This window comes from Azospirillum sp. VT-I1, from assembly GCF_055698305.1.
Window position 1 is genome coordinate 510,040 of record NZ_CP168805.1, and the last position, 13,819, is coordinate 523,858.

Consider the following 13,819-nt stretch of genomic DNA (forward strand, 5'->3'; position numbering starts at 1 on the left):
GCGGCGTTCATGGGAACTGGACTCCGGAACCGGCCGGCTTACCGGGCTTCGGGTCCAGCGAGGGGTTGGGATAGGTGCGCGGGAAGGGATCGACCTGACCTTCCGGACGCGGGCTGTCGACGACGCTGGGCTTCTTGCCGCATCCGGCGAGCGTCAGCACACCGGCCAGGGCGAGGACGGTCAAAGTAACGCTGCGGTTCACAGGAAACGCTCCCGGGCGGCCTTCACCGCCTCCTGCACGCGGACCGGGGCCGGGCCGCCGAAGCTGGTGCGGCTGTTCAGCGATGCCTCGATGCTCAGCGCCGGATAGACCGCTTCGGTGATGCGCGGCTCGATGGCCTGGAGTTCGGCCAGCGTCAGGTCGGTCAGGCCGACGCGCCGGTCCTCCGCCGCCTTCACGGCGCGGCCGGTGACGTGGTGCGCCTCGCGGAAGGGCATGTCCAGTTCCCGCACCAGCCAGTCGGCGAGGTCGGTGGCGTTCAGGAAGCCGCGGTCGGCCGCCTCGCGCATCGCCGGGACGTTGGGCTGCATGTCGCGCACCATGCCTTCCATGGCGGCGATGCAGAGCGCCAGCGTGTCGTCGGCCTCGAACACCGGTTCCTTGTCTTCCTGCATGTCCTTGGAATAGGCCAGCGGCAGGCCCTTCATGGCGATCAGCAGGCTGTTCAGGCTGCCGATCACCCGGCCGGCCTTGGCACGCACCAGCTCCGCCGCGTCGGGGTTCTTCTTCTGCGGCATGATGGAGGAGCCGGTGGTGAAGGCGTCCGACAGCCGGATGAAGCGGAACTGGGCGGAGCACCAGATCACGATCTCTTCGGCGAAGCGCGACAGGTGCATGGCGCAGATCGACGCCGCCGACAGGTATTCCAGCGCGAAGTCGCGGTCGGACACCGCGTCCAGCGAATTGGCGGTCGGCCGGTTGAAGCCCAGCGCCTCCGCCGTCATGAAGCGGTCGATGGGGTAGGGCGTGCCGGCCAGCGCGGCCGAACCCAGCGGGCATTCGTTCAGCCGGCAGCGGGCGTCGCGGAAGCGGCTGCGGTCGCGCCCGAACATCTCGACATAGGCCAGCAGATGGTGGGCGAAGCTGATGGGCTGCGCCGCCTGCAGGTGGGTGAAGCCGGGCATCACCGTTTCGGTGTGCTGCTCCGCCAGGTCGATCAGGGCGGCCTGCAGCGCGGTCAGGCCGGCGATGGTGCGGTCGATGGCGTCGCGCACCCACAGCTTGAAGTCGGTCGCCACCTGGTCGTTGCGCGAGCGGCCGGTGTGCAGGCGCTTGGCCGGTTCGCCGATCAGTTCGGCCAGCCGGGCCTCCACATTCATGTGGATGTCCTCCAGCTCCACCTTGAAGGTGAAGCTGCCGGCGTCAATCTCTGCCTTTACGCGGTCGAGGCCGTCGATGATGGCGTCGGCGTCGGCCTGGGATATGATGCCCTGCTTGGCCAGCATCGCGGCATGGGCCTTCGACCCGGCGATGTCCTGGTCGGCGAGCCGCTTGTCGAAGCCGATGGAGGCGTTGATCTTCTCCATGATGGCGGCGGGACCGCGCGCGAAGCGCCCGCCCCACATCTGGCTGGCGGCGGGTGCGGAGGCGCCGGTGGGTACGCCGGTTGCGGCGCCGGCGGTGGGGGCGGAGGTCGGCGGGGTCTGATCGGCGCTCATGGGGACGGATACCGGGACATTCGGGTGAAGGGGAGCGAGGAAGCGTGAGTATGCGGACTTTGGCGGCTGTCGCAACGGTTTGTGTGTGCATGGCCGGGGCCGGCCTGTGGTGGAGCGCCGGTGCGGCGCCCAACCCGCCGGAGGTGCTGCGGCTGGGCGCGCCGGACACGCCGTCCGTCATGCCTGCTGCCTCCACCGGCGTCGACAAGCTGGAGAAGTTCAAGGGGGCGGATCCCAAGCCGATGCCGCCGCTGTCCTTCATCGACGCCGAGGGGCGGCGGACCGATCTGGCCGACTTCAAGGACCGGGTGATCCTGCTGAACCTGTGGGCGACCTGGTGCGGGCCTTGCGTCAAGGAGATGCCGTCGCTCGACCGGCTGCAGGCCCAGCTGGGCGGCGATGCCTTCCAGGTGGTGGCGCTGTCGCTGGACCGCGGCGGGCGGGCGGCGGTGGAGCCCTTCTACAAGAAGACGGGGGTGCAGAACCTGACGGTGTTCCTCGACCCGGCGTCGGAGTCGATGAAGGCGCTGTCGCTGCGCGGCCTGCCCACCACCATCCTGGTCGATCCGGAAGGGCGCGAGCTTGGCCGCATCGAAGGAGCGGTGGAGTGGGATGCGCCGGAGGTCGTCGCCTTCCTGCGCCAGTTTTTGGGCCGCGGCGGCGGACCGGCGCGCGACCGCGGCGGGGTGATGAAGACCGGCGGCTGACAGCTGGTGGCTGACGGTCCCGACGCCATGAGGTAGAGTGCAGCGATAACCTTTCGCCCCTTCCGAGCCATGCAATGACGCAGCCCGCAGCAACCGGTCCCAAGCGCTACACCATCGGCCCCGGCGTGGTGATGATGCGGCAGGGCGAGCGTGCCGACCGGGCGTGGCTGATCGAATCCGGCGAGCTGGAGGTGCTGCTGACCACGCCGGACGGCGGCACGCGGCGGCTGGGGGTGGTCGGCAAGGGCGCCGTGGTCGGCGAGATGGCGCTGATCGACGACGGGGAGCGCAGCGCCACCGTGCGCTCGCTGACCGAGGTGTCCTGCGTCGAGGTGACGCGGGAGGCCTTCCGCGGCCTGCTGAAGCGCAGTCCGCCGCTGGCGTCATACCTGCTGCAGAGCCTGATCGCCGCCATCCGCCGCGACTATGGCCTGCCGCCGACCGAGCGGTTCGGCAACGCGGTCGATTTCCGCTCCACCAACTCCTTCCAGAAGGTGGTCGACCGCCGCATGATCCGCGAGGGGCATGTCTTCTTCAACCCCAACGAGCCGGTGAACGCCGCCTACCTGATCCAGTCCGGCCGCGTGGCGCTCCGCCCCGGCCGCGGGACATTGGGCGAGGACATCGCCACCTTCGGGCCGGGCAGCCTGTTCGGCGAGATTTATCTGCTGACCGGCCGCCTGCCCGACGTCACCGCGGTGGCGGTCAGCGGAGGCATCTGCGAGGTGATCGACAAGCGCAGCTTCGAGGATGCGGTGATGGCGATGCCGCCGATCCTCAAGTCGCTGGCGCGGATCTACATCTCGCAGCTGACGAAGGCGAAGGCGGGGTGAAGCCCTTTCCACGGAGTGGTAACCCTCTCCCCCCGGGGAGAGGGCTGGGTGAGGGGCGCGCGTTGCGAGGATCATCAAGCATCGCGCGCTCCTGATCTTTCACAAACTCCACCCTGTGCATCCCCTCACCCCAACCCTCTCCCGGGGGAGAAGGGGATTTGTGCGTGGTCTCGGCGGCTACCGCCTCTCCAGCCCGCGCATGACCAGCGCCCACACCGCCTCGAACGCCGCGGCGGTGTCGGGGGAGGCCCATTCGGCGGCGTGGGCGGGGTTGTGGAAGCGGGCGGTCGCGTCGAACAGGGCGCGGGCCACCGCCGCGGCGTCGCCGGGGGCGAAGCTGCCGTCGGCCATGCCGTCGGCGACGATGCAGGCGAGCTGGCCGCTCAGATGCGCCACATGCTCCGCCACCACGTCCCGGGCTTCGGCGGCGAGCGTCATGTAGGTGGCGAACAGCTCCGGATCGTCGCCGGCCTTGCGGTGCTTGGCCTGGATCAGCGCGTCGAACCAGCGGCGCAGGCGGGCGGGCGCCGGTCCGCTCTCCTCGGCGATGACCGCCAGCGGGTCGGAGACGCGGGCGAGCCAGCGCTCCGTCACCGTGTCGCGCAGGGCGGCCTTGCTGGGGAAATGGCGGTAGACGCTGCCGTGGCTGACGCCCAGCGCGCGGGCGACGTCCACCACCGTGGCCTTGGCGGGACCGTAGCGGCGGAGCACCTCCTCCGCCGCCTCCAGGATGCGGTCCGGAGTCAGCGCCGCCTCAGCCATGGGACACCGCCTCAGCGCCGCTCGCTGTCGAGCATCGCCATCTGTTGCGGGGCGTAACGGTCGCCGGCGGCCGCACCGGGCGGCACCGCCCGTTCGATCGCGGCGAGGTCATCGGGGGTGAGGTCAACGTCCAGGGCTCCCAGCGATTCGGTCAGCCGGTCGCGCCGCCGCGCGCCGACCAGCGGCACAATATCCGAACCGCGCGACAGCACCCAAGCAATCGCGATCTGCGCGACGCTGACCCCCTTCGCCGCGGCGACCCGGCGCAGCTCATCGACCAGCGCGAGGTTGTGGTCCAGGTTCCCGCCCTGGAAGCGCGGGCTGTGGGCGCGGAAGTCGCCCGCGGCGTTGGCGCTGTCCTTCGTCCAATGGCCGCTGATGAGGCCGCGCGACAAGACGCCATAGGCGGTGATGCCGATGCCGAGTTCGCGGCAGGCCGGCAGGATGGCGTCCTCGATCCCGCGGGAAATCAGCGCATATTCGATCTGCAGGTCGCAGATCGGATGGACGGCGGCGGCGCGGCGGATGGTGTCGGCCCCCATCTCCGACAGGCCGATGTGGCGGACATAGCCGGCCTTCACCATGTCGGCGACGGCGCCGATGGTGTCCTCGATCGGCACGTCCGGGTCGAGGCGCGACGGGCGGTAGACGTCGATGTGGTCCAGCCCAAGCCGGGTCAGCGTGTGGGCCAGGAAATTCTTCACCGCCGCCGGCCGGGCGTCGTAGCCGAGCCAGCTGCCGTCCGGCGCGCGCAGGGCGCCGAACTTCACGCTGACCTGGAAGCGGTCGCGCGGGATGCCGCGCAGCGCCTCGCCGATCAGCATCTCGTTGTGGCCCATGCCGTAGAAGTCGCCGGTGTCGAGCAGCGTCACCCCGGCGTCGAGCGCCGCATGGATGGTGGCGATGCTCTCCGCCCGGTCGGCGGGGCCGTACATGCCGGACATGCCCATGCAGCCGAGGCCGAGGGCGGAAACGGTGGGGCCGGATTTGCCGAGTGTGCGCGTGTCCATTTGTCCCTCCATCGATGCGTGATGGAGAGGTTATCGGCTATTGACTGACAGATGTCAATATCTGTCAGTCGAACTTCGTCACAGGTCAGCTGCGGTCGACCACGATCACACGGAAGTCGTTGACGTTGGTGCGGGTCGGGCCGGTGACGACCAAATCGCCCAGCGCCTTGAAGAAGCTGTAGCCGTCGTTGTCGGCGAGGAAGGCCTTGGCATCCAGGCCCATGGCCTCGGCCCGTTCCAGCGTGTCGGGGCGCAGGATGGCGCCGGCATTGTCCTCCGTTCCGTCGATGCCGTCGGTGTCGAAGGCGGCAGCCCAGATGCCGGGATGGCCGTCGAGCGCCACGGCGAGCGCCAGCAGGAATTCGACGTTGCGGCCGCCACGCCCCTGGCCGCGCACCGTCACCGTGGTCTCGCCGCCGGACAGGATCACGGCGGGGACCGGGGCCGGCTGGCCGTGGCGGGCGGCCTGACGGGCGATGCCGGCATGGACCTTGGCGACCTCGCGCGCTTCGCCCTCGATGGCGTCGCCCAGGATGACGGGGGTATAGCCGCGGTCGCGGGCCAGCGCCGCCGCGGCTTCCAGCGCGTCCTGCGGGGTGGCGATGATGGTGGTCTCGGCACCGGCCAGCCGCGGGTCGCCGGGCTTGGGCGTCTCGTCCGCCGCCGCCTCCAGGAAGGCGGCCACGGCCGGCGGCGGGGTGATGCCGTATTTCTTCAGGATGGCGCGGGCGTCGGCGAAGCTGGTGGGGTCGGGCACCGTCGGGCCACTGGCGATCACCGACGGGTCGTCGCCCGGCACGTCGGAGACCAGCAGCGAGACGACGCGCGCCGGGTGGGCCATGGCGGCCAGCCGCCCGCCCTTCACCGCCGACAGATGCTTGCGCACGCAGTTCATCTCGCCGATGTCGGCGCCGCTCTTCAGCAGCGCCTTGGCGACGGCGCGCTTGTCGTCCAGCGTGATGCCGGGCGCCGGCAGGGCCAGCAGGGCCGAGCCGCCGCCGGAGATCAGGCAGAGCACGAGGTCGTCGGCGGTCAGCCCCTGCACCATGTCGACGATGCGCCGCGCCGCCTCCTGCCCGGCAGCGTCGGGCACCGGGTGCGACGCCTGCACCACCTCGATCCGCTCGGTCGGCAGGTCATGGTCGTAGCGGGTGACGACCAGCCCGGTCAGCGGCCCCGGCCAATGGTCCTCCACCGTTTTCGCCATGGCCGCCGCCGCCTTGCCTGCGCCGATGACCACCGTGCGGCCCTTCGGCGGCTGCGGCAGCGCCGCCGGCAGCCGGGTCTCGGCGGTCACTGCGGTGAGCGCCGCCTGGAACAGGTCGTGGAGCAGGGAGTCGGTCGTCATGGCGGTACTCATGGGGCGGTGCTCATGGTCGCGTCGGGAGCGGGGCGGGTAGGATGCACGGGAATGAGGGGTGGGGGAATGGGGCGGGTGGGGTGGGGGTGTTGGAGCGTTGCAGCGTTACACCCCCACCTAACCTCCCCGCTGGGCGGGGGAGGGACTGCCGCCGCTTTCCCGCATCAGCGCTTGTCCCCTCCCCCGCCCAGCTCTCGCACAAAGCTTCGCTTTGTGCTGACGCGGCAGGCGGACCGTAGGTCCGCTGAGAGCGGGGAGGGTTAGGGTGGGGGCAATCGAAGCCGACACCTGATACGAGGCAAGTCCTCACTTCGCCCCAACCTCATGCCCCGCCAGCAGCTCCAGCGCGCGCAGCATGCCGGAATGGTCCCAGGCCGAACCGCCCTGCGCGGCGCAGGCGTTGAACAGCTGCTGGCAGCTGGCGGTGTGCGGCAGCGACAGGTTCAGCGCCTTGGCGCCGCTCAGCGCAAGGTTCAGGTCCTTCTGGTGCAGTTCGATGCGGAAGCCGGGGGTGAAGTTGCGGTTGATCATCCGCTCGCCATGGACCTCCAGAATGCGCGACGAGGCGAAACCACCCATCAGCGCCTGACGGACCTTGGCCGGATCGGCCCCGGCCTTGGAGGCGAACAGCAGCGCCTCGGCCACCGCCTCGATGGTGAGCGCGACGATGATCTGGTTGGCGACCTTGGTGGTCTGGCCGTCGCCGTTGCCGCCGACCAGCGTGACGTTCTTGCCCATCTTCTCGAACAGCGGCTTGACCGTGTCGAAGGCCTCCTGCGGGCCGCCGACCATGATGGTCAGCGAGGCGGCCTTGGCCCCGACCTCGCCGCCCGACACCGGCGCGTCGAGGTAGGCGCAGCCGAGATCGTTGATGCGCTTGGCATATTCCTTGGTCTCGATGGGGGAGATGGAGGACATGTCCACCACGATCTTGCCCGACGACAGGCCGGCGGCGACACCCTTCTCGCCGAACAGCGCGGCACCGACATGGGGCGTGTCCGGCACCATGGTGATGATGACCTCGGCCGCCGCCGCCACCTCCGCGCCGCTCGGGCAGGGGATGGCGCCCTTGTCGGTCAGCTCGGCCGGGACCGGCTTGATGTCGTGGACGTAGAGCGTGTGACCGGCGTCCAGCAGATGCCCCGCCATCGGGGTGCCCATGATGCCGAGACCGATGAATCCGACCTTCATGACGGTAGTCCTTCTCTTTGAATGGGTGGGCCTTGCCTCAGGCGTGCGCCGGTTCGGTCTTGTAGGGGGCGAACCAGCCGAGCCCCTCGTCGGTCGTCGTCTTCGGCTTGTATTCGCAGCCGACCCAGCCGCTGTAGCCGATGGCGTCCAGATGCTTGAACAGGAAGGGATAATTGATCTCGCCGGTGCCGGGCTCGAAGCGGCCGGGGTTGTCGGCCAGCTGGACATGGGCGATGCGGGCGAGGTTGGCCTCGATCGTGCGGGCCAGATCGCCTTCCATGATCTGCATGTGGTAGATGTCGTACTGCACGTACAGATTGTCGGAGCCGACCTTGGCGATCAGGTCCAGCGCCTGTTTCGTGCGGTTCAGGTAGAAGCCGGGGATGTCGCGGGTGTTGATCGGCTCGATCAGCAGCCGGATTCCGGCGCCGGCCAGCGCATCGGCGGCATAGGCGAGGTTGCCGGTCAGCGTGCTTTCGGCCGCGGCGGCGTCGCCGTCCTGCGGCAGGATGCCGACGAGGCAGTTGACCTGTTTGCAGCCCAGCGTGCCGGCATAGTCGATGGCGCGGGCGACGCCGTCGCGGAATTCCTGCACGCGGTCGGGCATGATGGCGATGCCGCGCTCCCCGCCGCCCCAGTTGCCGGCCGGCAGGTTGTGCAGGACCTGGGTCAGCCCGTTCTGGCGCAGCTTCTCGGCCAGCGCATCGGCGGGGAAGTCGTAGGGGAACAGATACTCCACGCCACGGAAGCCGGCATCGGCCGCCGCGGCGAATCGGTCGAGGAAGGGATGCTCGTTGTAGAGCATCGTCAGGTTGGCGGCGAACTGCACCATGGCCGAACTCCCGGTTGCGCGTCTGGGCTGCGCTCTTGGGTTGCGGGATGGCCGCCGCGGATGGAGGGGCGGCCCTTGGGTCGGGAGCTTGACCGCCGTGCAGGCGCTTGAGCCAGTCCGTCGGACGGCTTTTTCATCCAGCGGAAAGCGGGGTTTGCGAACAATCTCGAACGAGGTGCACGGGTCGCCGCGGAACCATGTTGACGCATACGTCACCCTGAACTAGGCTCCGCATCGTCAATCATCCGTATTCCCAGCGCCAGCAGAAGCGCAGTCTTCAAAAGCCGGAGGACCCATCCCGTGAGCCAGCCCGCCGCCCAGCCCTACCCGCATCTGCTGGCCCCGCTCGACCTCGGCTTCACGGTGCTGAAGAACCGGGTGCTGATGGGGTCGATGCACACCGGGCTGGAGGACCGTCGCCGCCATTTCCCGCGGCTGGCCGCCTATTTCGCCGAGCGGGCGCGCGGTGGGGTCGGGCTGATGGTGACCGGCGGATTCTCGCCGAATGTGGAGGGGTGGCTGTCGCCCTTCGGCTCCACCCTGGCGCGGCACGGGGCGGCACGGTCGCATCGGGTCATCACCGACGCCGTGCATGCCGAAGGCGGCAAGATCGCGCTGCAGATCCTGCATGCCGGCCGTTATGCCTACAGCCCGCTGTCGGTGGCGCCCTCGCGCATCAAGTCGCCGATCACCCCCTTCACCCCGCGCGCCCTGACCGCGCGGGGGGTGGAGCGCCAGATCCGTGCCTATGTTCGCTGCGCCGAACTGGCGCGCGAGGCCGGCTATGACGGGGTGGAGGTGATGGGGTCGGAGGGCTACCTCATCAACCAGTTCCTGGTGACCCATACCAACCAGCGCACCGACAAGTGGGGCGGATCCTACGAGAACCGCATGCGCTTCCCGGTGGAGATCGTGTCGCGCATGCGCGAGGCGGTCGGGCGCGACTTCATCATCATCTACCGCCTGTCCATGCTGGACCTGATCCCCGACGGCAGCACATGGGAGGAGGTGGTGCAGCTCGCCCAGGCCATCGAGAAGGCCGGCGCCACCATCATCAACACCGGCATCGGCTGGCACGAGGCGCGGGTGCCGACCATCGCCACCAGCGTCCCGCGCGCCAACTTCGCCTGGGTGACGGGGAAGCTGAAGGACGCGGTGTCGATCCCGCTCTGCACCACCAACCGCATCAACACGCCCGAGGTCGGCGACGCGGTGATCGGCGAGGGGCTGGCCGACATGGTGTCGATGGCGCGGCCCTTCCTGGCCGATCCCGACTTCGTCGCCAAGGCGGCGGCCGGCAGGGCGGAGGCGATCAACACCTGCATCGCCTGCAACCAGGCCTGCCTGGACCATATCTTCTCCGGCAAGACGGCCAGTTGTCTGGTCAACCCGCGCGCCTGCCACGAGACGGAGCTGGTGATCGCCCCCGCCGTCACGCGCAAGCGGGTTGCCGTGGTCGGCGCCGGCCCGGCGGGGCTCGCCTGCGCCACCACCGCGGCGGAGCGCGGGCACGAGGTGCATCTGTTCGATGCGGCCGACGAGATCGGCGGCCAGTTCAACATGGCCAAGCTGATCCCCGGCAAGGAGGAGTTCCACGAGACGCTGCGCTATTTCCGCCACCGGCTGGCGGAGACCGGGGTGGCGCTGCATCTGGGGCGGCGGGTGTCAGCCGATGAGCTGGCCGGCGCCGGGTACGATGCGGTGGTGCTGGCGACCGGCGTGGTGCCGCGCGACCCGAAGATCCCCGGACAGGACCATCCGAAGGTGCTGACCTATGTCGATGTGCTGCGCGGTGCCAAGCCGGTCGGCCGCCGGGTCGCGGTGGTGGGTGCCGGCGGCATCGGCTTCGACGTCAGTGAATTCCTCGCCCATGAGGGGCCGTCGCCCAGCCTGGAGCCGGCGCTGTGGCGCGCCGAATGGGGCGTCGCCGACCCGGCCGAGGCGCGCGGCGGCGTCGCCGGCATCCGCCCCCACCTGACGCCGCCGGCGCGGGAGATCGTGCTGCTCCAGCGCAAGGCGAGCAAGCCCGGCGCTGGCCTGGGCAAGACCACCGGCTGGATCCACCGGGCGCAGCTGAAGATGAAGAACATCCAGGCGCTGTCCGGGGTGAATTACGAGCGCATCGACGACGAGGGGCTGACCATCAGCTTCGGCGAGAAGCGCGAGCGGGTGCAGACGCTGGCGGTCGACAGCATCGTGCTGTGCACCGGGCAGGAGCCGCTGCGCGAGCTTCAGGCCCCGCTGGAGGCCGCGGGCGTTGCCGTCCACCTGATCGGCGGTGCCGATGTCGCGGCCGAACTGGACGCCAAGCGCGCCATCGCCCAGGGGACCAGGCTGGCCGCCGCCCTTTGAGGACGCGCTGCCCGTCACTCCACAGCCATGGCGGGAGTGCGGGCGCCTTTGTCACACCCGTTCGTGACGGAGGATGAGCGAAATTGCTTGCCGCTCTAGCTGATATATTAGTATTCTGATGGCATCGCTCCTGAGGAGGCTGGACGCCATGCCATCTGGCAATCCGCCGGCCAAAACCGGTTCTACCGCTGCCACCCGTCCGGTCAAGCCGGGCAAGGCTGCCCCGCTGCAGATCCGCCCGCCGGCACGGCGCGACGTGCGTCGCGGCCCGACGGCCGCCGACGCCATCCACCGCGACCTGCGGGCGGAGATCGTGTCGCTGAGGCGCAAGCCGGGCGATCCGATCGTCGAGAAGCAGATCGCCGAAGCCTATGGCGTCAGCCGCACGCCGGTGCGAGAGGCGGTGCTGCGGCTGGCGGACGAGGGGCTGATCGAGATTTTCCCACAATCCGGCACTTTCGTCGCCCGCATCCCGCTGGAGGCGCTGCCGGAAGCCGGCGTGATCCGCAAGGTTCTGGAGCGCGCCACCGTGCGTTTCGCCGCGGAGCGCGCCGGCCGCAGCCAGATCGCAGCATTGCGCGCCTGCCTGGAACAGCAGCGAGAGGTCGATGCGGTCGGCGACGCCAACGGCTTCCACCAGGCCGACGAGACCTTCCATGCCCTCATCACCGAGACGGCAGGATATCCCGGATTCTGGGCGATCATCCAGCAGGCCAAGGTCCAGCTCGACCGCTGCCGGCGGCTGACCCTGCCGGTTCCCGGCCGCATGCGCACGGTGATCGCCGAACATGAAGCCATCGTGGAGGCCATCGCCGCCCATGACCCGGACCGGGCCGAACGGAGCCTGATCCTGCATCTGGACAATCTGCAGATCACGGTGGACGACGTGCGCAACGCCGCCCCGCTCTATTTCTCCGGCAGCCTGACCGATACCCCGATGGAAGGAGCGCACTGATGGCCATTCCGAACGATTCCGGCCGCCGCCGCATCGGCGTGATCGGCCTGGGCATGGCCTCGGCTCCCCATGCGCAGAGCCTGATCGACCTGAAGGACCGGGTGGAGGTGGCGGGCTGCTTCAGCCCCTCGGGCGAGCGCCGGGCCGCCTTCGCCGCCCGCCACGGCCTGCCGACGGTCGACCGGATCGAGACTTTGCTGGAGGACCCGGCGCTGTCGGCCGTCCTGCTGCTCACCCCGCCCGACAGCCACGCCGAACTGGTCGCCCGCTGTGCCGCCGCCGGCAAGCATGTGCTGCTGGAAAAGCCGCTGGACGCCACGCCGGAGGGCGCGCGCGCCGTGGTTTCGGCGATGGAGGCGGCCGGGCTGACGCTGGGTGTCGTGCTGCAGCACCGCTTCCGCGCCTCGGTGGAGCGGCTGGCCGGGCTGATGCGCGACGGCGTGCTGGGCCGGCCGCTGTCGGCGGCGGTGTCGGTGCGCTGGTGGCGCGATGCCGCCTATTACGCCCAGCCCGGCCGCGGCATGAAGTCGCGGGACGGCGGCGGGGTGCTGCTGACCCAGGCCATCCACACGCTGGACGCCTTCGTTGGGCTGCTCGGCCTGCCGGAGCGGGTCGCCGGCTTCGCCGCCACCAGCGTGTTGCGCCGGATGGATACGGAAGATGTGGTTGCCGCGGCCCTCAGCTACGGCAACGGCATGCTGGCCACCATCGACGCCACCACCGCCGCCTATCCCGGCTATCCGGAGCGGATCGAGATCGCCGGCACCGGCGGGTCCGCCGTGCTGTCCGGCGACCGGCTGGAGGTGCAGCTGGTCGGCGGCGAGCGCATCCTCGCCGGCCAGGACGGCGCCACGCTGGGCGGCGGGGCCGACCCGATGGCCTTCTCGCACCAGCATCATCGGGCCGTTCTGGCCGATTTCCTCGACGCGCTCGACCAGGGGCGCCGGCCGCGGGTCGACGGGCGGGAGGCGCTGAAGGTGCACCGCCTGATCGACGCAATCCTGGACGCCGCCGCCGGCGGCACTGCCGTGGAGGTTGCCGAACCCTGATCCCGCAGCCCGAATTCCCTCCGCCGGACCGCGCGGTGTGCGGCCTTGCGGAAACAACCGCTTTGGCGTAAAGCGCCAGCACCAGGCCGGGCCCCTCTGGCAACCTCACCGGTTGCGATGTCGGACTGGGAACACAAGGAGCGGCCCGCGCCCCGTGCCCCCGACCGACGCCGCCCGTCGATGCTTCCGCATGACCCGGCCGGTCCGAACAGCCCTCGCGCGGTCTCTCCGACCACATTCATCGTGATGCGAGGACATTCGCTCAAATGACGGAGCTATTCACGACTGAGGCGCTTCTCGCGCTGCTTCAGGTCATCATGATCGACCTGGTGCTGGCCGGCGACAACGCCATCGTCATCGGTCTGGCCGCCGCCGGACTGCCGCGGGAACAGCGCGGCAAGGCGATTCTGATCGGCATTCTGGCCGCCACCGTGCTGCGCATCGCCTTCGCGGCGCTCACCACCCAGCTTCTCCAGATCATCGGCCTTCTGCTGGCCGGCGGCGTGCTGCTGCTGTGGGTCTCCTGGAAGATGTGGCGCGAACTGCGCCAGTCCCATGAGGAGGACCAGGCGGTCGAGGTGCTTGAGGACGACGGCGGAGCCGAGACGGCCGGCCCGCGCAAAACCCTGGGACAGGCGGTCTGGCAGATCGTCGTCGCCGACGTGTCGATGTCGCTGGACAACGTCCTGGCCGTGGCCGGCGCCGCACGCGAGCATCTGGGTGTGCTGGTCATCGGCCTGACCCTGTCGATCGCCCTGATGGGCCTTGCCGCCAGCGTCATCGCCCGCGTGCTCCAGAAGCACCGCTGGCTGGCCTATGTCGGCCTCGCCATCATCTTCTACGTCGCCCTGGACATGATCTACCGAGGCGCTATGGAAGTGTGGCCGCTGGTGAACGGTCACGGCTGACCTGCCAGAGAGGAACTTCGATATGACCGGCCGCCGCGTTTGAGCGAATGGGGGAAGGGCTGCGGCGAGAGCTGGGGCCGAATGTCGCACCCAACCCCCTGCGGCGATCCGTGTACTGGCTGAAACCCGCTTCTGCAGTCACTTTGTCTCTCTCCCCGCCAATCTGATTCAGTTTAAAGTCCAAACGGTAGTTGCCGCCTT

General features: G+C 69.6%; 13 protein-coding genes. 6 read left to right on the forward strand and 7 right to left on the reverse strand.

Going from position 1 to position 13,819, the window contains the following annotated elements:
* Positions 1 to 7: 7 nt before the first annotated feature.
* Positions 8 to 202 (reverse strand): hypothetical protein, encoded by a 195-nt coding sequence (locus AB8P05_RS28030; protein WP_472761340.1) that lies wholly within the window; start codon positions 200 to 202, stop codon positions 8 to 10.
* Complete coding sequence (gene argH / locus AB8P05_RS28035) at positions 199 to 1,659, reverse strand: argininosuccinate lyase (protein WP_472761341.1); 1,461 nt, start codon at positions 1,657 to 1,659, stop codon at positions 199 to 201. The genes AB8P05_RS28030 and argH overlap by 4 nt, the downstream gene beginning before the upstream one ends.
* Before the next feature lie 89 nt (positions 1,660 to 1,748).
* Between argH and AB8P05_RS28040 the strand changes: the two genes are divergently transcribed.
* Together AB8P05_RS28040 and AB8P05_RS28045 are read left to right on the forward strand one after the other, a co-directional pair.
* On the forward strand, positions 1,749 to 2,366 hold the full coding sequence (locus AB8P05_RS28040; RefSeq protein ID WP_472761342.1) for a TlpA family protein disulfide reductase: 618 nt from the start codon (positions 1,749 to 1,751) through the stop codon (positions 2,364 to 2,366).
* A gap of 74 nt (positions 2,367 to 2,440) precedes the next feature.
* Complete coding sequence (locus AB8P05_RS28045; protein WP_472761343.1) at positions 2,441 to 3,199, forward strand: cyclic nucleotide-binding domain-containing protein; 759 nt, start codon at positions 2,441 to 2,443, stop codon at positions 3,197 to 3,199.
* 177 nt (positions 3,200 to 3,376) lie between these two features.
* Here AB8P05_RS28045 and AB8P05_RS28050 read toward each other — a convergent pair whose 3' ends face one another.
* The 5 genes from AB8P05_RS28050 to hyi form a co-directional block, all read right to left on the reverse strand.
* The gene (locus AB8P05_RS28050; RefSeq protein ID WP_472761344.1) at positions 3,377 to 3,961 is read right to left on the reverse strand and encodes a TetR/AcrR family transcriptional regulator; all 585 of its coding nucleotides are present in this window, start codon (positions 3,959 to 3,961) and stop codon (positions 3,377 to 3,379) included.
* A gap of 11 nt (positions 3,962 to 3,972) precedes the next feature.
* Entirely contained in the window at positions 3,973 to 4,971 is a 999-nt protein-coding gene (locus AB8P05_RS28055) for an aldo/keto reductase (protein ID WP_472761345.1), read from the reverse strand.
* A gap of 85 nt (positions 4,972 to 5,056) precedes the next feature.
* Entirely contained in the window at positions 5,057 to 6,319 is a 1,263-nt protein-coding gene (locus AB8P05_RS28060) for a glycerate kinase type-2 family protein (RefSeq protein WP_472761346.1), read from the reverse strand.
* Positions 6,320 to 6,637: 318 nt separating this feature from the next.
* Positions 6,638 to 7,522, reverse strand: a complete 885-nt coding sequence (gene glxR, locus AB8P05_RS28065; protein WP_455175205.1) for a 2-hydroxy-3-oxopropionate reductase — start codon at positions 7,520 to 7,522, stop codon at positions 6,638 to 6,640.
* A 37-nt stretch (positions 7,523 to 7,559) separates the two neighbouring features.
* Positions 7,560 to 8,354 carry a hydroxypyruvate isomerase gene (hyi, locus tag AB8P05_RS28070; protein ID WP_472761347.1) on the reverse strand — a complete coding sequence of 265 codons (795 nt, stop codon included), beginning with the start codon at positions 8,352 to 8,354 and terminating at the stop codon, positions 7,560 to 7,562.
* A 300-nt stretch (positions 8,355 to 8,654) separates the two neighbouring features.
* On the opposite strand from hyi, the gene AB8P05_RS28075 reads away from it, so the two are divergent.
* The 4 genes from AB8P05_RS28075 to AB8P05_RS28090 all read left to right on the forward strand — a co-directional run bounded on the left by AB8P05_RS28075 (position 8,655) and on the right by AB8P05_RS28090 (position 13,618).
* On the forward strand, positions 8,655 to 10,706 hold the full coding sequence (locus tag AB8P05_RS28075) for an oxidoreductase (protein WP_472761348.1): 2,052 nt from the start codon (positions 8,655 to 8,657) through the stop codon (positions 10,704 to 10,706).
* A 148-nt stretch (positions 10,707 to 10,854) separates the two neighbouring features.
* Positions 10,855 to 11,661 (forward strand): GntR family transcriptional regulator, encoded by an 807-nt coding sequence (locus AB8P05_RS28080; RefSeq protein ID WP_455175208.1) that lies wholly within the window; start codon positions 10,855 to 10,857, stop codon positions 11,659 to 11,661.
* Positions 11,661 to 12,710: a Gfo/Idh/MocA family protein gene (locus tag AB8P05_RS28085; protein WP_472761349.1), complete on the forward strand. Its 1,050-nt coding sequence runs from the start codon at positions 11,661 to 11,663 to the stop codon at positions 12,708 to 12,710. The genes AB8P05_RS28080 and AB8P05_RS28085 overlap by 1 nt, the downstream gene beginning before the upstream one ends.
* Before the next feature lie 266 nt (positions 12,711 to 12,976).
* Positions 12,977 to 13,618 (forward strand): TerC family protein, encoded by a 642-nt coding sequence (locus AB8P05_RS28090; protein ID WP_455175210.1) that lies wholly within the window; start codon positions 12,977 to 12,979, stop codon positions 13,616 to 13,618.
* Positions 13,619 to 13,819 lie beyond the last annotated feature (201 nt).

What these genes read in the sequence shown, in the direction of transcription:
- glxR (WP_455175205.1), bottom strand. Translation starts at nt 7,522, where the DNA reads ATGAAGGTCGGATTCATCGGTCTCGGCATCATGGGCACCCCGATGGCG.
- AB8P05_RS28050 (WP_472761344.1), bottom strand. Translation starts at nt 3,961, where the DNA reads ATGGCTGAGGCGGCGCTGACTCCGGACCGCATCCTGGAGGCGGCGGAG.
- AB8P05_RS28080 (WP_455175208.1), top strand. Translation starts at nt 10,855, where the DNA reads ATGCCATCTGGCAATCCGCCGGCCAAAACCGGTTCTACCGCTGCCACC.
- AB8P05_RS28085 (WP_472761349.1), top strand. Translation starts at nt 11,661, where the DNA reads ATGGCCATTCCGAACGATTCCGGCCGCCGCCGCATCGGCGTGATCGGC.
- AB8P05_RS28045 (WP_472761343.1), top strand. Translation starts at nt 2,441, where the DNA reads ATGACGCAGCCCGCAGCAACCGGTCCCAAGCGCTACACCATCGGCCCC.
- AB8P05_RS28060 (WP_472761346.1), bottom strand. Translation starts at nt 6,319, where the DNA reads ATGACGACCGACTCCCTGCTCCACGACCTGTTCCAGGCGGCGCTCACC.
- AB8P05_RS28055 (WP_472761345.1), bottom strand. Translation starts at nt 4,971, where the DNA reads ATGGACACGCGCACACTCGGCAAATCCGGCCCCACCGTTTCCGCCCTC.
- AB8P05_RS28090 (WP_455175210.1), top strand. Translation starts at nt 12,977, where the DNA reads ATGACGGAGCTATTCACGACTGAGGCGCTTCTCGCGCTGCTTCAGGTC.
- hyi (WP_472761347.1), bottom strand. Translation starts at nt 8,354, where the DNA reads ATGGTGCAGTTCGCCGCCAACCTGACGATGCTCTACAACGAGCATCCC.
- argH (WP_472761341.1), bottom strand. Translation starts at nt 1,659, where the DNA reads ATGAGCGCCGATCAGACCCCGCCGACCTCCGCCCCCACCGCCGGCGCC.
- AB8P05_RS28040 (WP_472761342.1), top strand. Translation starts at nt 1,749, where the DNA reads ATGGCCGGGGCCGGCCTGTGGTGGAGCGCCGGTGCGGCGCCCAACCCG.